This window comes from Rhodococcus sp. DN22, from assembly GCF_036669995.1.
GTDB classification, from domain to species: domain Bacteria; phylum Actinomycetota; class Actinomycetes; order Mycobacteriales; family Mycobacteriaceae; genus Rhodococcus_F; species Rhodococcus_F erythropolis.
In genome coordinates this window covers 4,290,925-4,310,248 of record NZ_CP133326.1, presented here as the reverse complement: position 1 = coordinate 4,310,248, position 19,324 = coordinate 4,290,925, and the positions used below count along the sequence as shown (strand labels likewise).

The window sequence follows — 19,324 nt, the reverse complement described above, 5'->3', positions numbered from 1 at the left end:
ATTCTCGCAAGGGCTGCCGACAACGTCAGGCTTTGACCACCTTGCGCCCGAGCAGCGATGCAACCAGTCCGTCGACGAAGGTCGCCTGACGGCCGAGAGGATCGGAATCCGCTGCCGCGACGCTGCCGATCGAAATCGATCTCGTCAGGCCGGTCTCGCTGATGAATTCGGCGGCGAGGTGAGCCTCTCGGAACGTGAGGCCGCCCAGATGTGTCGTGTCGTCGACTCCGAGAACACGTCCGTCGATGATGTCCATGTCGAAGTGGACGTGGACGCCGTTCACACCCTGTCCCGCCGCGGCGAGAACGCGAGGCATCAAGGCCGCCATGCCATGGCGATCGATCTCGTCGATCGTCACCAGCAATACCCCGTACTCGTCGAGTGCGCGCTTGTGATCGACCGTGGCGTCCTTGACGCCCACCAAGACGGTGTTCTCCAAACTGGGGCCGTGCAGATCCGCCGCCGACGACAGCAATTGTTCGATATCGCCGTGGGAGGCGAAAATGATTGCACCCAAATCGGTTCCAGGTTCGGTGGCGATCGGAATTCTGGTGTTCTGCCAGGCTTCGGCAGTGAGCCACAGCGGCAGCGTTGTGAGATCCGCAGCGGCATTCTCGGCTTGAATGCAGTCGAAACCGATTCCGGACATGTCCTCACGTAGGCCGTGATCGAGGAGATGGCTTGCCAGCCCGGTAGTTTCGAGGTCGATCAATTCGACGGTCGCATTGGCATCGATCGGTTCGGTGCCCAGGACGTAGCGCTTTTCGACGTAGGGCGATGTCATCGCCATCAAGAGCGCGCCGTAATCGATCGTGAAGTCGACGGTGCCACCCAGTCGGTATTCGTCGCCTGTTTCTCCGGCGTCGACGAGGAGGTGATCGCTACTGGCGCTGATCACCTTCAGACGCGGATCGATCGGGGTCAAGCCTTCCGGCGAGATGTCCTCGCGGCCGATGGACAAGATCAGGCGTCGGCTCGGCTTGTCCTCGTTGTCGAAGACGGGGCGTCGGCCGAATGCGTCTTCGCCTGAGACGCCGTACGGCCGCGACGGCTTGACCTTGGCCTCGATGATGTCCGCGGTGAGAGTGAAGGCATCGTTGTTCAGCAGTTCGTACAGTCCGGGGGGAGTGGGTGATTCGGCCAGTACGATGCTGGCGCCCAAACGCAGATGGTTGATCCCCTCGGGCATCGTGCCCGTCTCGAGTAGTGGCAGCGAGAACGTATTGCCGCCGGAAACGATCGGCAGTTCGATCGAGAACCGCTTCGTGATTTCGTCGGCTAGGTAGACCAGATTCGACAGGTTGTCGACGGTCGGTTGGATGCCACCGACGCACGCGAGGTTCGCGCCGATTCCGATCAGTCTGATGCCCTCGATAGGAAGGATTTCAGCGACTACGTCCAGCGCCTCCGCCGGCAGGATTCCTTCGCGGAGATCTCCGAGGTCGATCATCAGCACGATGTCGTGGACTACGCCTCGCGTTTGTGCTGCTCTGCCCAGAGCAGCAATCGTCGTCAACTCGGAGTTGAGGCTGATGTCCGCGTAGCGGATCGTGTCGTCGATCTCGTTCAGCGACGGTGCGCGGATCAGCATCAGGGGAACGGTGATGCCGTCGCGGCGAATGCGGGCCAGGTTGTCCAGGCGGGAGTCGGCGATCTGCGTGACGCCGCCGCGGACCATTGCTCGTGCCACTTTGGGGGATCCGCACGTAGATTTGCTGACACCGGCCACCGATATACCGTGAGCGCTGGACGCCTCGACGAGGACGCGCGCATTCTGTTCGATACGACGCAGGTCGACGGTGATGGTCGGTCCGGTCATGATCTCCCCGTTTTCTCCGAAGGCGATTCACGATCCGGGCATTCCAGACCGGACGGTTGGCGTGAGCTGGGCAACTTTGCTCCAACTGTTGTGTCGCAGGACACTTACGTGCAGTATGAGGATACAACAGTTTCCTACCAGGCACTCTAGAGGAGCGTCGATGGCTACTCTCGTCAAACACGTACTTCGGCGCAAGCCGGCTTTGCAGATAGACCAGGAGACCGGCGCAGATACCAACGGCGGTGAGCTGACCCGCAGTATCGGTTTGGCGCAGTTGTCCATGTTCGGCATCGGCGCCACGATCGGCACCGGTATTTTCTTCGTCCTCTCGCAGGCGGTCCCGGTCGCCGGTCCGGCAGTGATCATCTCCTTCGTTGTTGCCGGTATCGTCGCGGGACTCACGGCGATCTGTTACGCGGAGTTGGCCGGAGCTGTCCCAGCGTCGGGCTCGTCGTATTCCTACGCTTACGCGACGCTCGGAGAGCTTCCGGCCATGGCCGTCGGCGCGTGTCTGCTTCTCGAGTACGGAGTCTCGGCCGCGGCGGTGTCCGTCGGATGGTCGCAATACTTGAACCAGCTGCTTGGCAACCTCTTCGGGTTCCAGATCCCCGACGCGTTGTCACAAGCGCCGGAGCAGGGCGGCATCATCAATCTGCCCGCAGTGATCCTGGTGTGCCTGTGCGGTGTTCTGCTCATCCGCGGCGCCAGTGAATCGGCCAAGGCCAACGCCATCATGGTCTCGATCAAACTCGCGATTCTGCTGCTCTTCATCGTGGTCGGCATCGCCGGATGGAACAGCAATCACTTCGCCGACTTCGCACCGTTCGGATTCAGCGGCGTCATGTCCGCCGCCGGAATCATCTTCTTCTCCTATATCGGCCTCGACGCAGTGTCCACCGCCGGTGAAGAAGTGAAGAACCCTCGTCGCAATCTCCCACTCGCGATCCTCATTGCACTTGTGTCCGTCACCGCGATCTACATCGCCGTTGTCGCCGTCGCGATCGGTGCACAGGATTCCGCATCGTTCGAAGGTCAGGAAGCCGGACTGTCCGCCATCCTCGAACAGGTGACCGGATCTACCTGGCCGGGAACACTTCTGGCCGCCGGTGCGGTGATCTCGATCTGCAGCGTCACGCTCGTGGTCATCTACGGTCAGACCCGCATCCTGTTCGCGATGTCACGCGACGGCATGATTCCGTCGATCTTCCACAAGGTGAACCCGCGGACTCTGACGCCGGTGCCCAACACCATCATCGTCTGCGTCGTCATCAGCATTCTGGCCGGTTTCATTCCGATCAACTTCCTCGCCGAAATGACCAGCATCGGAACTCTGGTGGCCTTCCTCGTGGTCTCGGTCGGGGTCATCATCCTGCGGCGCAGTGACCCGGACCTGCCGCGCAGCTTCAAAGTTCCCGGCTATCCGGTGACACCGATCCTCTCGATCCTGGGCTGCCTGTGGATCATCAAGGACCTCCGAACCGTCACGATCTACGTGTTCCTCGTTTGGGTGACCGTCGCGATCATCTGGTACTTCGCCTACGGTATGAAGCACTCGCGCCTCGGTGCGAAGAACCGCGCCGAGTTGGGATCGGAGTCCGAGTCATGACGCTGCTCGCGGGATACGCACCCGACGGGGACAGTTCCGGAACCGTCCATCTGGCAACGCTGTTGGCGCGCTCGTCCGGTGAACCGTTGGTGATCTGCGCGGTGATTCCCTCGCCGCCACCGCCCGGAATGGCGCGGGTCGACGCCGAATATCACCAGCAGTTGCGAGCCGAAGCCGAAGCGGCACTGGCCAAAGCGCGGGCAGACATGCCGTCCGACGTCGACGTGACCTACGTCGTGCATGAGGCTCAGTCGACGTCGAGTGGCCTGCTCGATCTCGTTCACGAGCACGAAGCCAAGATGATCGTCCTGGATTCGTCTACGGCCGGGGTGTTCGGTCACGTGGCTCTCGGCAGTGTCACCTCACGCTTGCTGCACAGCTCCGACGTTCCGGTCGCCCTGGCGCCGAGGGGATTTCGAACCAAGCCCGGTGAGGTGGTTCGCCGCGTCACCGCCGCATACTCGGGCACACCCGATCAAGACGATCTGGTGCTCGCCGCCGCGACCGTGGCTGCGCGTGTCGATGCCGGACTCAGACTGGCGGCGTTTGCAGTTCGCGCAAACGCGCAGTACACGACCACACTCGGGACCGAGGGGGATTCACCGATCATCTCTGAGTGGGCCGAGGTGGTCGAGCGCGAAACCAACGCTGCCTTCGAGCGCGTGCGTGCACTGCCCGAAATACCCGACGTCATGGAATCGGTTATCAGCCATGGTCGTAACTGGGCCGAGGCGCTCGAGGGCGTCGAGTGGGACCGAGGTGACGTTCTGACTGTCGGCTCGAGCAAGGCAGGTCCACTGGCGCGGGTGTTCCTCGGCAGTCGGGCAGCGAAGATCGTGCGGTACTCACCGGTTCCGGTGGTGGTGGTCCCGCGATCGGCGTCGACCCGAATAGTCGATCAGGCCGAAGCGGAATAGAGATCAGGGCCGACGAGCGGAGTGCTTGTCGGCCCTGATCTTTCAGATCGAGCGGGCGAAGAGCGCGGGCTCGGAGCCGGGGACCTGAGAGACCTGCTCTCGGGCAACCAGATGGCGAAGGTGAGCTGCGCCCTCGGAGAGCGCCATCGTCTTTCCCATCGGGGAGATCTCGGCCCACGGCTTGTACCACTTCATCTTTGCCGCGACGTCCCACACGGTGAGCTTGTCGTCGGCGAACTCCTGGAGCAGGTGATCGAGTCGTTCCTGGTGGTGCTCGATCAGCTCGCCGGCGCGACCTCCGACGTCGTCGATCGGAATGCCGTGAGCGCCGAGACCGCGGGTGATGTTCATGTTCTGCACTCGTGCGAGCGAGTCGAGGAAGTCGGCGAGGGCGTCACGCTCGTCGAGGGGGTACACGAAGTTGCCGACGTGCGGTGTCGTCTTCTGCAGGACGTGGTCGCCGGTGAACATGACGTCGGCGTCGTCGAGGTAGAAGCAGACGTGACCAGGCGTGTGGCCGGGGGTGTAGACAACGCGGAGGCCACGGCCGGTGAGTGCAATGATCTCGTCGTCCGCGAGAAGGCGGTCGGGGGCCGACTCGGGGCCCACGGGAGACTCGCCCGCGGCAGCAAGCCGGAATGCATCGCGGTCGGCTGCGGGTGCTCCAGCGCGTTCCATGTTCTCGAGCTGATATGCCATCCACTCGTCGTTACGCGCAGTCGACATCTGATCGAACAGGTAGTGGTCGTCCTCATGCATGGCGATCCAGGCGCCGGACGCCTCGCGGACCCGGCCGCACAGTCCAGTGTGGTCCGGATGGAAGTGCGTGACCACGACGCCCTCGATGTCGGTCACCGAATGCCCGATCTCGGCGAGCCCTGCGTTTAGGCCCTGCCAGCCGTTGTCGTCACCCCATCCGGCGTCGACCAAGATCAGTCCGCCGGGGGATTCCATGGCGTAGACGAGCGTGTGGCCGAGCGGGTTGTCCGTGATCGGGACAGGAATCTGAAATATGCCATCACCGATGGCTGCCGCACCGTTCATAACAAGTACCTCTTAACGATAAGGGAACGCACTCTTAGTACTTCATGTTTACCGTGCGCTCGATTGGTCGGTGACACAGGTCCTGCCTGGCGGGAGTTCGGCATGTTTTCGGTCGACTTCGGATCGGTGAGAGTTTTATCGACTGAATGGTCTCATTGAGGCGAAAAATGTTGCTGAATAGAGTGTTTCGCGAGTTCGTTGCGTTGGGCGCGTCCTCGGATGGCAGATCCGTCGTGCCGCCGCGCACTAGCCTCCGAGGGACAGGCGCGCTGTGCGGTTATCGAGAAAGACGGGTCATGCGTTTTCAGGTTCTGGACATCATTTTCAACCCACCCCATCCAGTGACCGGCGAGGAAGTTGCCCCATCCGATCGGCTCAACCGCGTCGTCGAACTGGCGGTTCTCGCCGAAGAACTAGGTATCGATTCGTTCTCGGTGGGTGAGCGCCACGCCGGGCCGGTTCTTTCGTCGGCGCCAACCGTCGTTTTGGGGGCAATTGCGCAGGCCACAGACAGAATCCTGCTCTCGACGGGTGTCACCGTTCTGTCGCTACTCGACCCGATTCGAGTCGCCGAAGATTTCGGAACCATCGATCAGCTGAGCCGGGGACGTCTCGAGATTGTGATCGGCAAGGGCAACGAGGTCCTTCAATATCCACTGCTCGGTCTGGACATCGCCAAGCAGTACGAATACCTCACCGAGAACTACGAACTCCTCAAACTGCTGATCAGCGAGGAGAACGTCAAGTGGGTGGGAACTCACCGACCATCGCTCGAGGACGCGACGACGCTACCGCGTCCTTACGACGGACCGTTCCGTATCTGGCACGGATCGGCTACCTCGTTCGAGGCCGTCGAACTCGCGGCGAAGTGGGGCGACCCCATCGTCACCGCCAACGCCTTCCAGCCTCGTGAGAACTACAAAGTGCTGATCGACCACTACCGCGAGCAGTACCTGGCGTACGGGCACGACCCGTCCAAGGCGTACGTCGGATCGGGTTCGGGCGGATTGTTCCTCGCCGACACGACCGAGCAGGCCATCGAAGAGTTCCGTCCGATCTACGAGGGCGCCGTTGCACAAGCTGACAAACGCAAGCACGACCCCAAAGCGGTCGGAAAGTCGACGAGCTTCCGGACGATCGAGGAAGCCGTCGACCGCGGGCCGGCGTTGGTCGGGTCTTCGGAGCGAGTCGCCGAGAAGATCCTCGATTACCACCAGAGCTACGGCCACGATTTCCAATCGGTGTCGGTCAATCACGTGCTCGACTTCGAGCAGCAGAAGGACACTCTGCGCCGCTTTGCCGAGGAGGTCATCCCGCTGGTGAAGGCCGAACTGTCGACGACGCTGTGGACGTCGGTCGACAAAGATCGGGCGAAGGGTTTCACCGCCGTCGACTGAGCGGAGAAAGTCTGACTGTCGGGTAAGCAGGTCCGGCGCTGCGACCGCTCACAAGCTGCAGTAACTTGTTACCGACATCGCGGTCGGTTTTGACCGCAATGAAGGTATCCGTGAGTGGGAGTAGTGCGTTGACGTTGGGTGTGAACTCGCTTCCCGCGAACGAGCTGAGTCAGACGCTGTGGGTCGATCTGTTTCCTTGGCTGGACGACTACGTATCCGATCGTGCTGCGCTGCTCGAGCCGCTGGCACCGTCACCTGATTGGTGGTTCAGCGAAGCGCCGTCGTTCACTGTTCTCGAGGTCGATCTCGAGAAGGTTCTCTCCGAGCTGGCGTCCCTCTACATCGCTCACCACGCGGCAGCGGTATTACAAGAGAGCTTTCCGCTCCTTGGTGAAGATCTCCCGCTGGAGGTGTTGAGTCTCGATACTCGCGCAGTGACGGCGTTGTCACGGCTCACCACCGACAAAGCAATCGGCGGTCTACTGACGCATACGACCGCTGAGATCTTCGGCGTGCGCGGAACGAGCGAACAGACGGTGCACGACATAGTGCTCAACCTGTTGGTCTGTGCGGTCATGACGACTCCGCTCGCCCGCGTCGAGACCGCTGAGGAATCAGTTGCCCCACCCGCGATCACAGCGCTGCTCGACGATCTCGCTCAGCTGGCAATGTGGCGACGGGTCCGAGGCCAGGACAGCAGACCACTCGTCACCGTCGAGATCGACGATGAATCTCCGGCCTCGATTCAGGAAGTTGCCGCCCGGATCTCGGCTCTGACGCCGAACGACTTGCCCGACACGGACCGTACTGACGCGATGGACGAGATCGACAATCTCTTCTCGCAGCTGGATGAGCGGGAGTCGTTGGTGTTGCGTGAGCGGATCGTGGCGCGAGTTCCGCAGCGCAGGGGAGCGATCGGAGCCAAGCTCGGTGTGGGCTCGGGGCGAGTCGGGCAGATCGAGGCCGACGTGAAAGCCAAACTCAACGCGGCGTGCGGATTCGGGACGGCGGTGGGGAACCTGCTTGCCAGCCTGCGCGTCGAGATTCAGCCGGTAGCTTCGCTTGATCGCCTCCTCGACGTGCATCCGAGCATCGCGGCGGAGGTGCCTGGTTACGGAGTTCCGCTGTGGTTGGTTCTGGACCGTCTCGACGACTACTTCGAGGTGACTGACGGTTGGGCTGCCGCTCCGGGCGTCGCAGAGGCCAAGAAACGGACTCAGACCTTGCTCGAGGACTTTGAGTCCCCGAACGGTGTGGTTGCACTCGACGACGTCGCCGAAGTGGTGTCGATGTCACGCGGCGAACTGGAGAAGTGGCTTGCGTGGTGCGGCGTTGTCGTTGTGGCGGAGTCTGCGCTGACGCGTGCGCGTCGGATCTCCGATCTGGCAGTCGGCGCGCTCGAAGCCGTCGGATCGCCGAAGTCCGTCGTCGAGCTAGTGGACTTACTGAAGTCCGATCGCAGTGAGCGGTCGATCGAGCGCGCGCTCGAGGCCGACGATCGCGTGGCGCTCGACGGCGCAGTGTGGCGGCTGCACGCCTGGGGAAGCGCGGATTCCGTTGGGGAGGAACCGGTTTCTTCGGGAGAGGCTGAAGAAGCCAGTGAGTTCAACATTGGTGGTGACGGGATAGTCCGGCGCAAGCGGACACGCAACACTGCGAAGACGCCAGAGTTGACTCGCCGCCTGTACCGGTCAGGTAGTACGTGGCGGTATCGACTGACCGTGACCTCCGATCATCTGCGGGGCTCCGGATTTGCTGTACCCGCCGGTGTTGCAGTCGCTGCCGGCTGTGTGCGCGGTGAGACCATCGAGTTGGAGAGCCACCTCGGCGTTCAAGCAGTTCGGTGGACCGGAGCGCAGCCGACGTTCGGCACTATCCGCCGATTCCTGCGTGAACTCTCCGCTGTGGAGGGCGAAGACGTGTTGCTCGAGCTGTGGCAAGACGGAACCTTCCGCGTGGTCCGACCGGCGATCGTTCACTCTGACATCGACCCACTACGTCAGGCACTTGCAGAGGTTGGCAATCGCGAGCCATTGCGAACTGCCGAGAGACATGTGGTGCGGATTCTCGCCGAAGCCGTGTGTCTGGACGGCGAAGACCGTCCACGAAAGATACTGCGCGCGTACGAAGATCGTGGTGAAGACGTGGTTTTGGACTTCCTGGAGGCGGCATGGAGGCGCGGCGAAGCATCCGAAATCGACGAGGTAGAGGGCAAGGATGCATCCCATGACTGACGTCGCGGACACCCGCATAGTGGGCACCAAGATCCTTGCTGCGGACGAGTCCCTCGCCGGCGCCATCGGCTTGCACCACACCATCGCGACAGCGCTCGCCGATCTGATCGACAACAGCCTCGACGCCGAGGCCTCCCACGTGCTGATCAGGTTCGTTCAGGACGGCACACGGATCGTGTCGATGATGGTGATCGACAACGGCTCCGGCATGGACAGTGACACCATTGATTCCGCGATGACCTACGGCCGCCGACGCGACTATGCCGCCGGGGACCTGGGTCATTTCGGTGTAGGGATGAAGGCGGCGTCGTTGAGTCAGGCTCGGTTGCTCCGAGTGTGGTCTCGAAAGTCCGGGCACCCGACGCAGGGCCGCGAGATCGACTCGGCCTCAGTGCAGGGGCGTCAGTCAGTTTCGGTGATCGAGGACCGGCAAGCCGAAGAATTCTTCGACGCAGTCACGCCCCGCTTTCCCTTCGACACCGGAAGTGTTGTCGAATGGCGCGGCATCACAACATTTCTCATGTCCGCGCACGCGGACGAGCAGACCAGCTGGCTCGAACAGACCATCAACGACGTGCGCAGTCACCTCGGCGTCGTATTTCACCGTCTCATCGAATCCGGCCGGATCGCTCTGACTGTGGATGTCTTCGACGTCGAAGCGGGACGCGCCGGCGCGCTGCGCACAGTCAGTGCCATCGACCCGTTCCGGTATCCGCGCACCGGCGACCCCAACTACCCTCGGACACTTACCGTGTCGATCGCCGGTGCCACAGTAACCGCCGAAGCTCACCTGTGGCCCGCCCGGAGCAATGCACCGGAATTTCGCATCCACGGCGCCCCCGGCCGCGACCAGCAGGGGCTCTACTTCTATCGGCACGATCGACTCCTGCAGATCGGCGGCTGGAACGCGATAGTGCGGGGCCGACCGGACTACGGATTGGCACGAATTGCTGTCGATCTGAACGATTCTCTGCTGCAGCACATCACCATCAATCCCGAGAAATCGGGGGTGACGCTCGACGCCACTGCGTCGGCTGCCGTCGACGGGGCCGTCTTCACGGATTGCAACGGTGGATTCCGTTCGTATCTGACCGATGCCGAGCGCGTCGTGCGGGCAGCCCGAAGTTCTGCACCTCGGCCGATTAGCGTCATCGAGCCGGCATCCGGCTTTCCGGAAGACGTGCTCGATTCCTTCAGCGACGCCTTCGAATTCAGCGTCGGTGATGATCCTGTTGCTGTGGGTTGGCGAGCCTTGGCGCGTGATCAGTTCTTCGAAGTCGACCTCAAGACTCGGACTTTGTGGATCAATGCGCGTTTTCGGCGTGATCTGCTCGGACGTCGCAGTCTCGACCCGGCTGATGCTCCGGTGCTCAAGACGCTTGTCTTCCTGTTGGTGAGTGAGATGTTCGAAGGAACGAGAATCGGCGCTCGTCAGAGGGAAAAGATGCAGGCGTGGCAGGAAGTGTTGATTTCCGCAGTGGCAGCGCACCGGGAGCAGGTAGTGCAGTGAGTGATGAAGTATTCCGTGCGGTTGCGCGTGAACTCGGTGACGGGTTTCCGCCCGAGAACGTGCTCTACCCGGTCAACGCGCGCCTGCGAGCGAGCTATCCGGATGGCCTGACCATCGCGGACATCATCGATGTGTTCCTCGATGAGAGTGCTGTCGGTGTACGAACGGCGCTCACCTCGCGTCTACGGCAGTGGGATGCGGAAAGTGTCGAGACGTGGGTAGGCTCGACTGTTCCGCAAAGTCCGGAACGGCGGGCTCGGATCTACGACTTGTTGGGATTGCCGGTCGACGCCCACGCCGAGATGGATGCGCACTTCCTTCGCGAAGGTGGGCCCGTTGTCATTGCGGCTCAGCAGCCGTGGGACCCCTGGTACACCTCCGAACGCCGCCGCGAGCACGACTTCTATTGGCGCGCTTACAAGCGAGTTCTAGCCGACAAGAACTGGGACGAGGCGACAATCGGAAAGCTGGACATTGCAACCACTGAGGTTGTGCACCGGCTTGCGGATCCGACGCGGCCCGAGCCGTATCAGTCCAAAGGTTTGGTGGTCGGCTACGTCCAGAGCGGGAAGACGGCGAATTTCAGCGGCGTGGTGGCCAAGGCGATCGACGCTGGGTACCGCTTGGTCATCGTGTTGACCGGCACGATCGAGATTCTCCGGAGCCAGACTCAGCGACGCCTCGACATGGAATTGGTCGGTCGTCAAAACATCAGTGCCGGTGTGGACGACGACTACGCCAACGACGAGGACTGGCGGGACGGGAACTTTCTCGAACACGAAATCGATCCGAACAAGACCAATGAAATCCCGGCTATCCGTCGACTCACCACCTCGACCTTTGACTACAAGAGCCTGCTCGCGGGCCTGAGCGCACTGCACTTCGAAACCGTGGATCACTCCCTTCCGCTGAATGATCCGAAGAATCTGTACCCCAGCAATATTCGCATCGCGGTCGTGAAGAAGAACGTCTCCAGCCTCAAGAAGCTGGTGGCCGATCTGAAGAAAGTGCCGACCGAACTCGATCAGATTCCTGCCCTGATCATCGACGACGAAGCCGATCAGGCATCGGTGAACACGATCGATCCGAAGAAGATGAAAACCGAGCAGGTCGAGCGGACGGCGATCAACGGTCAGATTGCTGAGATCCTCGGTCTACTCGAGCGTGCCCAGTACATCGGTTACACCGCAACACCTTTTGCCAATGTGTTTGTCGATCCGGAAGACAGCGTCAACGTCTTTCCTTCGGACTTCATCGTCAGTCTCGAGCGGCCCGGCCCGTACATGGGTGGTGCGGACTTCCACGATCTAGACGATCTCGAAGACGACGACAAGACTCCGGCCAATTCGAACCAGAAAGCGTACGTACGGGATCTCCGGGCCGAGTGCGACGAGGATCGCTCAGCCGAGCAGTTGCGAGCGCTCGACTCGTTTGTCCTGACCGGGGCGATCAAGCTATTCCGGGAATCGAAGGGCGCCAAGCCGTATCGGCACCACACGATGCTGGTGCACGAATCGGTGAAGCAGGCCGAGCATGACGCCGTAGCCGACGACTTCAAGGCCTTGTGGAAATCGGCCGGATACAGCCAGGCCAAGAGTCTTTCCCGGCTGGACAAGCTCTGGGCCGAAGACTTTGCGGTGGTGAGTGCGGCTCGGGGCAGTGAACTGGAGAATCCTGGTTCGTTTGCCGAGTTGGAGGAATTCATCGGCGCTGCCTACGACAAGATTTCCGAGGGAACCAGCCCCGTTATCGTGGTCAACGGTGCGGCCGAGAAGGACTACAAACAGGATTCCCTCGATTTCCAGGAACGCGGCGTGTGGAAGATTCTGGTCGGCGGCACGAAGCTGAGTCGCGGCTTCACGGTCGAGGGCCTGACCATCACTTATTACACGCGTCGAACGGGCCAAGCTGACACATTGATGCAGATGGGACGATGGTTCGGATTCCGCCCCGGGTACCGAGACTTGGTGCGCCTGTTCATCGGCCGCACGGTTGGCGGACCCGCCGGCGCGGACTACGACATGTACAAGGCGTTCGAGGCGATCGTTCGGGACGAGCAGGAGTTCCGGAACGAGCTCACTCGGTTCAGCGGCGTGAACGAGAAGGGCGAACCGTGGGTCACTCCACGCGATGTGCCGCCGATGGTGTTTCAGCAGCTGCCGTGGCTGAGGCCAACGGCTCGAAACAAGATGTTCAACGCCGATCTGGTTTATCGAGGCATGGGCGGTGAAAGTTTCAGCTTCACGATGCAGCCCCCGCGAGGTGACGGTTCGATCAACGCTCGGCACTTCGACGCGGTTGCACCATTATTGAAGTCGTTGGGCGAAACAGGGTCCTTCAATTTCGTTGACAAGGATGATGTTTCGCGATCGTTCACTGCGCGATACGGCATTGTCCCTGCCCATGTGGTGTTAGAGGCCGTCGACCAGTTCGAGTGGGCGAACGGGTGGGATTTCGGTCCCCACCGCGAAGCGCTCTCGACCGCAATCGAATCCGGATTGCTCGAAGACTTCGCAGTTCTGCTGCCGTACCCCAAGACCCGGGAGCCGATCGAGATCAAGGGTTGGCACGAGAAACTTCCGATCGTCAATCGCAAGCGTCAGGAACGCGAGTACCGAACAGGTTTCACCGGTACGGCCGTCCGTGAGCGCGATGCGATCGAGCACATTGCGGGCAGCCCGAAGAAGAACGGTGGACCGCTTGCGGGTGCACTTCATCGGAAGACTCGCGGTGCATTGATTCTGGTATTGGCGAACGATCCGGCTCCTCGTCAGTTGAAACGGGCACAGGCTGGTCCCGTGGACTCGCGCGATTTTGCGACGTTGTTCTCGTACGCGCTTCCGCACGCGGCGGAGCCGTTGGGGCGAATCGGTTTTCGGGTGAAGCAGTCAGGGACAGGGGCGATCGTCGATGCGAACTAGGTGTGTTGTGGTGGGAGACAGGAATGGGTTCTGATGGCTAAGACGATTGCGACGATCAACCTCAAGGGCGGCGTCGGTAAGACGACGATCACCGCGGGGTTGGCCGAGTTCATGTCGCTCGAATTCGGTCAGCGCGTGCTGTTGATCGACCTCGATGCGCAGATCAATCTCACGACGATGATGATCAGTGAGGATCACTGGCTCGAACTCAACAAGCAAGGGCTGACCAGCGCAACCATTTTCCGTGACGCTGTCGATGGCACGTCGAACTTCGATCTCGAAGCTTCGATTCAGCGCGGAGTCTCGCCGGTCAAGCGAGTGACGGGTGTGGATCTGCTTCCCTCATCTCTCGATTTGATCGAGCTGCAGGAGGAGATCAGTGCCCTTCGGGTTGCTGATCGGAACTCCACCAAGCCGGTTGAATTGTTGAGGGATGCCGTCGCCCCGGTGATGCCGTACTACGACTATGTTCTGATCGATTGCCCGCCGAATCTCGGGCCGATCACACTCAACGGATTGGCCATGGCTGACGGCTACGTGATCCCCACGATCCCGGATGTACTCTCCACGTACGGCATTCCGCAGATACAGACGCACATCGCGAAGTTCGGCAAAGAACTCGGCCGTGAACTCTTCGAACTCGGGTTGGTGATCACCAAGTACAAGTCCAACTCGGCGGTGCACCGCACGACTGTGCGAAATCTTCGGCGCGATCCCAACGTCCCACACGTATTGCCGGAATATCTCGCGGAGTCGAATCAGATTGCCGCGTCGGCGGAGTTTCACCCGTACAGCACTTTGAAGGTGAAGTACGGCAATGCAGGTCAGTTCGATCAGATGCGTGCAATTACGCAGAACATTCTCACGGAAGCGCAGGCGAAGCTATGAGTGCGGGTATCGATGAGGCGCGTCGTCGCGTGCAGGTGCAGGAGACCGGTGCCGCGCTCTTGAAGTTGGGTGCAACTAATGCCTCGGCCTCGGTGTTGCTGGCCAAGCTGGTTCAGGTCGTCGCGGAGGAAGCTGCCCGTACCCCGCGGTTCGCGAAGGCAATCGAAAGCGCTTTCGCAGTTCCGTCGGATGGATCCGCCGTTGTGGTACCTGCTTCTGCGCCGGCGCCGCGTCGTCGTGCTGCTGTACCGAAGGTGAAGCGGGAGCCGGGGGCTTTCGACCCGTTCGAGGTCTTCAAGCTTGATGGGGAAGAGGCTCTCTTGGAGCGTCTTTCGGCCCTCGATGCCGACGGGATCAAGGACATCATCGCGGAGCAGGAAATGGATACGCACAAGGAGACGGGTCGCAAGCGCAAAGTGGATGTGCTTGCGATCTGGACTGTCGAGCGGGTGAAGACTCTTACCTCGAAGGGGAGTGCGTTCAGGTAGGGGCCTGCGGCCCCTGTGCGCCTTTATGGTAGTGGGCGCCACCAGAAAGGCGCACGGGTTCGCGGGCCTGGTTTGCAATTGAGCATCAACTGTTTTCACTGCTACCTGCCAGAGGCATAGCTATGACAAGCACGCTTCGGCAAGCAGAGAGTCACCGACTGCCGGATCATCATCGCTGGTTGGTGGTCGATGTTGACACGTCAGGCGAACGGGCGTCACATCGCGTGCTCAGCATCGGTCCGTGGGCTGTGAACTAACTCTGTTCACACGTCGAATCCGGCGTGGACGAGCTGGACCGCTCATGCAATCGACACGCGCCCGCGAGTGATTCTTCGAGTATTGCCGAATAGGGGGTTATGCCGGCTGCCTCGGCTTTGGATGCGTGGTGGCGTCCGGAGGCGCATGATGCCACGGATTTGGGAGAGATCGTTACGGCAAGGTGCGGGTGTGTCATTTCGGGCGCCGGCTACTGTGTGAATGTTGCAGTCAACCTCGATGAGGGAAGTGGATCTTGGCGCCGTTGGCGATTTCTGAGTTTCTCGACCCGACACCAGCGGCTTTGTCAGAGCAGTGGACGTCGGTATTGGCACGCCAAATTCCTCCGCCAAAAACGAACCAAGTGAACTTTGTGCCATCCGAAGTGGTGCTGTCGCTATGCGCTTCCTTGTTGGTCGACCACAGCAGGTTCGGTAGCGGGTCCGCTCATCGTGCAGGCATGCCTGTGCAACACCTAGCGCGATTATTCAAGCGTCCACCGACCAGCTTCATCGCGAAGATGGCAAACCTCGACGGGAGTCGCAGCAACGGGGGTCGGCACGAAGTTGAAGTTGCGGCGCGGATGCTCTCAGACAGCGAGCTTCTTCAAGACGTCTACCTGCGAATCCTGCGGTCGGCCAGGCAACACGGAATCGACGAAGTTACTTTGCCGGACTTCCTGGGCCTCGAGCACGGCGAAATACTGTGGCTCGCGGGTCAAGAAGAGCTGGTGGAGAGCGAGATCGAAAAGTCATTGGAACTGACTCTCGAAAAGTGGTCTAAAGTGCGTGACGATATTCCGATAGAAACCACGCAGCGGTTGCTAACTTCCACCGTGCGTGTGGGGCAGCACCGTTTCGCAGAAGGCGTGCTTCGTAATCACCAGCACCGATGCGTGTTTTGCGGACTCAGCGCGAATATCGGCGGACGCCGCCGTCCACGACTTCTCACCGCGAGTCACATAAAACCTTGGCGTGACAGCACCGGTAGGGAACGCCTCGACCACCGGAATGGTTTCACCGCCTGCCCGACCCACGACGTCGCCTTTGACACAGGACTGATCACCGTCGACAAGGAACTCAACCTTCACTACGCACCTGGTGTCGAGAACGAGATGCTGACCGAAGGCCCGCTGCGCGCGGCGCTCGGAAAGCCACCCCTCACAGACCGTTTGATACTGCCCGATGCTGCCGACCGGCCAGACATCGCCTACCTGGACTGGCATCGTACGCAGATTTACGTCGCATCCTGAAGTTTAGGTTGTGGCCGATGAATTGGGCATCCAGGAGCAGCTTTCGCGGTGCCGGTGGAGAGCACCCCGATCTGGGTGGTGAGCTAGGTTGGCGGGCAACCGAAGTGGCATGCCATCGAGAGACTCGTACTCCGTGCCCGTCAGCTTGGGATCGACTCGGATAAGGAAATTCTCGTCCACCGTGATGCGTCGGAGATCGAACAACGTGTGGAGATCGGCACGCAGCAGAAGCCCGTTGGTTACGTGATGCGTGTTCTCACCAAAGTAGCGGTCGATATGAGCGGCTTCGAGCACTGATGGCACTGAGGTTGCGGTCATAGCGCAGGCACCGTGGTAGTTGTCCATGAGAGATTTCCGAAACGCACCCTGGCCTTGGCGAATCACGATCAAGCGCTCGGCTCGCTTGCGCATGTCCTCGCCTTGGACGTACGGGTCGTCGATTCGTGAGGGAACAACAGACGAGTCGACGGTGATAGTCGTCGCATACGGCCCGATGGTGCGGTCAGTTTGGGAGGCGAATAGTGATCGCAAGTAATCGACTTGCTGTGTGGTTTGGAATTCGCGGGGAGCTTGCGCCGTGAATGCGGTCCCGAGCAGCTTCTGCGCCTCGCCCCAGCGGGGGTCGACGGTTCTCTGTGTGTTGACCAGCTGGAAGTGGAACCTGTACTTGTAGCCGTAGTTCGGATCGGTCCAAGGAAGCGTGCTTGGATCCACGACTTCCACTCCCGAGGACACAATTCCCCAGCCGGCCATGCCTGCATGCGCGACCTTGGGCTTCTCGCCGGAAAGCCAGAAGAAAACGTCGTCGCCTTGTTGGATATTGAAACGCTTGGGCATGTCCCAGAAGCTATTGGCTTGGGCGATCTCCCAGTTCTCAAGCTTATCGCCGTCTATCGGAACTATCCAAGCGGACATTTAGTCATGCACCTATCCGGTATCGCACCGGGTGGAGGCATGTCCTGTGGCGGAAGCCTGTCGGGCCGAGCTCGTTTTCTGCTAGAAGTGTGTTTCGAACGGAAGGTCAGAGGTGTTCGCTCACCAACGAACGCAAAGCTTTTCGAGTTTCTTCGTCTGTCGAGTAGATGACAGTTCCAACCATGCCTCGGGTGAGCAGAACTTTGTAGATGTTGCGGATCAAGCGGTTGAACCGGACGTCGCCGATCTTCTTGGTGTTTTTGAGATCCGGGTCGCGGTTGGCGGTGCGTACCGTGGTGAATGCGCCGTTGCGCCAGACAATGTCAGGTCCAAGAATGACACCGTTCCAGTCGTATTCGAAACCCTGTGCGGTGTAGACGCATCCAACTTGCCCGAAACCGCCGTCTTCCGTAGCCCAAAGCGGGGCCGGAGGTGCGTCTCCGATTCGTCTGTCACTCTTGCTGTTCCAGGGACGGGACCAGTTGTCGATCTCTACGTCCGGCACGAGAGTGCCATCTTTCTCGGCGTTGCTCCATGGCCAGCAGTACCCGGCCGTCATGCGAGCCGAATATCCACGTTCGATCTGTTGTGACAGCAGATGTTCCATCTCCTGCGGTGTGTCGGCGATACGAACTGAGAACTGCGGATCGCCAGCCCAGGCTACGGGCTCACCTTCTGCCAGTCCGAGAAGCTGTTTGACCCAGAGAACGTACTCTTCGCTACCACCGCAACGGAATTGCTCACCGAGGTGAACGTGTTGCGTTTCCAATCCGAGAGACTTTGCATGTCGCTCGATCTGCTCCAGTGATCCCATCTCGCCGGGTCGCACCACCTGGTACTCGTCGAGCAGGAAAACGGGGACGCGTGCTGCTGCCATCAATTCGTCGAGCTGAGGACGCTCCGTTCGAAGCTCTGCCTTGGTGTAGCGGTCGACTGAGGTCTCACGGATACGGTGAGCTTCGTCGAGAACTAGTACGTCGAGTCCGTTGCGGTCAGCGGTCATGAATTGGTTGAAATACTTGAACATCTTCTGCACCCGTGGAGCGCGGGCGCCGGCGACCTTGCGAAGTGTCTGAGTGAAGGATCGGGAACCTGTGGCGTGCAATACCGTTCGACCGCGCCGCGCGAGTTCACCGACTAAGGACAGTGCGACGACACTTTTTCCACTGCCAGGCCCTCCGGTGACGATGATGATTCGCTTGTGATCGAGTTGGTGAGCTTGATCCACTGCGTGGAGTACGAGGTCGACAGCTAGTTGCTGCTCACCAAGGAGATGGAACTGCGGTCGATCGCGGACCTCGGCGGCAGCTACCTTGAGCAATTGTTGAGAGGGTGCCACTGCGGAACGGATCAAAGTATCACCGGCAGTGTGTCCGGAGGACTCAGTCGAGAGCCGAGATTTGAGGAAGGTTTGCATATCTCCGCGGTCGGCTCCGGTAAACAACCGGCCGCTGAGGGAGACGGGATACGACCGTAGTTCTGCGACGGCTGCGGGATCCGTGGCGTTGTGGAGGTAGGCCACGCCGGCAACCGCATCGGGCTGATCTGCAAGAGCCTTCGCGAAATCTGACAGATACTCGCAATAGCCCTTGACTTGTGCGACAGGGTGCAGTTTGGGGCCACCGGGCATCCCCGGCACATCGACGAGGTCAATGCTGCCTTCATATCGTTGGGCGGCCGACCATTGCTTGAGTTCCACCACGACATATGACGGTCGGCCGGTAGTCGGATGTAGTCCGGCCAGTACGACATCAGCGCGCTGAGACGTGAGAGGTAAGTGGTACTCGACCAACATCTCGACGCCGCCCAAACCGGCTTCGATCAAATCATTGGCTAGAACGGGAAGGCTGCGGCTCCACGACTTCTGCTCCGATTCACTTGCGCGCCGGCCGGTACGAAACAGCATTTGTTCCAACAGCTGTTCCACCAAGGAATCAGGATTCGCCATCGCGCCAATCCTGTTGGCAGAAGTACGAAGCAAGGTCACAGTGAGGTCCCCCAGGCAGCACGAATCGAGTCGTGCGGGTGGGGGCATGTCCGTGGCTGTGAATCACAGCGGAAGTCCGTCGGGCCGCGCT

General features: G+C 60.6%; 13 protein-coding genes. 9 read left to right on the top strand and 4 right to left on the bottom strand.

Features of this window, described 5'->3' with window-relative positions:
* Positions 1–25: 25 nt before the first annotated feature.
* Positions 26–1,819: an alanine racemase gene (locus RA302_RS19585; RefSeq protein ID WP_064444051.1), complete on the bottom strand. Its 1,794-nt coding sequence runs from the start codon at positions 1,817–1,819 to the stop codon at positions 26–28.
* A 160-nt stretch (positions 1,820–1,979) separates the two neighbouring features.
* Here RA302_RS19585 and RA302_RS19580 point away from each other — a divergent pair, with 160 nt between their 5' ends.
* Positions 1,980–3,425 carry an amino acid permease gene (locus tag RA302_RS19580; RefSeq protein ID WP_070160170.1) on the top strand — a complete coding sequence of 482 codons (1,446 nt, stop codon included), beginning with the start codon at positions 1,980–1,982 and terminating at the stop codon, positions 3,423–3,425.
* The gene (locus RA302_RS19575) at positions 3,422–4,342 is read left to right on the top strand and encodes a universal stress protein (protein WP_003940649.1); all 921 of its coding nucleotides are present in this window, start codon (positions 3,422–3,424) and stop codon (positions 4,340–4,342) included. The genes RA302_RS19580 and RA302_RS19575 overlap by 4 nt, the downstream gene beginning before the upstream one ends.
* A 42-nt stretch (positions 4,343–4,384) precedes the next feature.
* Here the strand turns inward: RA302_RS19575 and RA302_RS19570 are convergent, their stop codons facing one another.
* Entirely contained in the window at positions 4,385–5,386 is a 1,002-nt protein-coding gene (locus tag RA302_RS19570) for an MBL fold metallo-hydrolase (protein WP_070160171.1), read from the bottom strand.
* A gap of 296 nt (positions 5,387–5,682) precedes the next feature.
* Here RA302_RS19570 and RA302_RS19565 point away from each other — a divergent pair, with 296 nt between their 5' ends.
* The 7 genes from RA302_RS19565 (at position 5,683) to RA302_RS19535 (ending at position 16,331) form a co-directional block, all read left to right on the top strand.
* The gene (locus RA302_RS19565) at positions 5,683–6,783 is read left to right on the top strand and encodes an LLM class flavin-dependent oxidoreductase (protein WP_070160174.1); all 1,101 of its coding nucleotides are present in this window, start codon (positions 5,683–5,685) and stop codon (positions 6,781–6,783) included.
* A 110-nt stretch (positions 6,784–6,893) separates the two neighbouring features.
* Positions 6,894–9,017: a hypothetical protein gene (locus tag RA302_RS19560; protein ID WP_256261660.1), complete on the top strand. Its 2,124-nt coding sequence runs from the start codon at positions 6,894–6,896 to the stop codon at positions 9,015–9,017.
* A complete protein-coding gene (locus RA302_RS19555) occupies positions 9,010–10,527 on the top strand; it encodes an ATP-binding protein (protein ID WP_070160175.1) in 1,518 nt (505 codons plus the stop codon). Before RA302_RS19560 ends, RA302_RS19555 begins: the two co-directional genes overlap by 8 nt.
* On the top strand, positions 10,524–13,448 hold the full coding sequence (locus RA302_RS19550; protein ID WP_070160177.1) for a Z1 domain-containing protein: 2,925 nt from the start codon (positions 10,524–10,526) through the stop codon (positions 13,446–13,448). The genes RA302_RS19555 and RA302_RS19550 overlap by 4 nt, the downstream gene beginning before the upstream one ends.
* 33 nt (positions 13,449–13,481) lie before the next feature.
* On the top strand, positions 13,482–14,336 hold the full coding sequence (locus RA302_RS19545; protein WP_003940667.1) for a ParA family protein: 855 nt from the start codon (positions 13,482–13,484) through the stop codon (positions 14,334–14,336).
* A complete protein-coding gene (locus tag RA302_RS19540) occupies positions 14,333–14,824 on the top strand; it encodes a hypothetical protein (RefSeq protein WP_070160179.1) in 492 nt (163 codons plus the stop codon). Before RA302_RS19545 ends, RA302_RS19540 begins: the two co-directional genes overlap by 4 nt.
* Positions 14,825–15,335: 511 nt before the next feature.
* Positions 15,336–16,331 carry an HNH endonuclease gene (locus RA302_RS19535; protein ID WP_039972632.1) on the top strand — a complete coding sequence of 332 codons (996 nt, stop codon included), beginning with the start codon at positions 15,336–15,338 and terminating at the stop codon, positions 16,329–16,331.
* Positions 16,332–16,334: 3 nt separating this feature from the next.
* On the opposite strand, the gene RA302_RS19530 is transcribed toward RA302_RS19535, so the two are convergent.
* Both RA302_RS19530 and RA302_RS19525 read right to left on the bottom strand, forming a co-directional pair.
* Positions 16,335–17,168, bottom strand: a complete 834-nt coding sequence (locus tag RA302_RS19530; protein ID WP_165639738.1) for an HNH endonuclease — start codon at positions 17,166–17,168, stop codon at positions 16,335–16,337.
* 184 nt (positions 17,169–17,352) lie between these two features.
* Positions 17,353–19,233 (bottom strand): DUF2075 domain-containing protein, encoded by a 1,881-nt coding sequence (locus RA302_RS19525; protein WP_328512021.1) that lies wholly within the window; start codon positions 19,231–19,233, stop codon positions 17,353–17,355.
* Positions 19,234–19,324: the final 91 nt, after the last annotated feature.

What these genes read in the sequence shown, in the direction of transcription:
- RA302_RS19585 (WP_064444051.1), bottom strand. Translation starts at nt 1,819, where the DNA reads ATGACCGGACCGACCATCACCGTCGACCTGCGTCGTATCGAACAGAAT.
- RA302_RS19580 (WP_070160170.1), top strand. Translation starts at nt 1,980, where the DNA reads ATGGCTACTCTCGTCAAACACGTACTTCGGCGCAAGCCGGCTTTGCAG.
- RA302_RS19575 (WP_003940649.1), top strand. Translation starts at nt 3,422, where the DNA reads ATGACGCTGCTCGCGGGATACGCACCCGACGGGGACAGTTCCGGAACC.
- RA302_RS19570 (WP_070160171.1), bottom strand. Translation starts at nt 5,386, where the DNA reads ATGAACGGTGCGGCAGCCATCGGTGATGGCATATTTCAGATTCCTGTC.
- RA302_RS19565 (WP_070160174.1), top strand. Translation starts at nt 5,683, where the DNA reads ATGCGTTTTCAGGTTCTGGACATCATTTTCAACCCACCCCATCCAGTG.
- RA302_RS19555 (WP_070160175.1), top strand. Translation starts at nt 9,010, where the DNA reads ATGACTGACGTCGCGGACACCCGCATAGTGGGCACCAAGATCCTTGCT.
- RA302_RS19545 (WP_003940667.1), top strand. Translation starts at nt 13,482, where the DNA reads ATGGCTAAGACGATTGCGACGATCAACCTCAAGGGCGGCGTCGGTAAG.
- RA302_RS19540 (WP_070160179.1), top strand. Translation starts at nt 14,333, where the DNA reads ATGAGTGCGGGTATCGATGAGGCGCGTCGTCGCGTGCAGGTGCAGGAG.
- RA302_RS19530 (WP_165639738.1), bottom strand. Translation starts at nt 17,168, where the DNA reads ATGCCCAAGCGTTTCAATATCCAACAAGGCGACGACGTTTTCTTCTGG.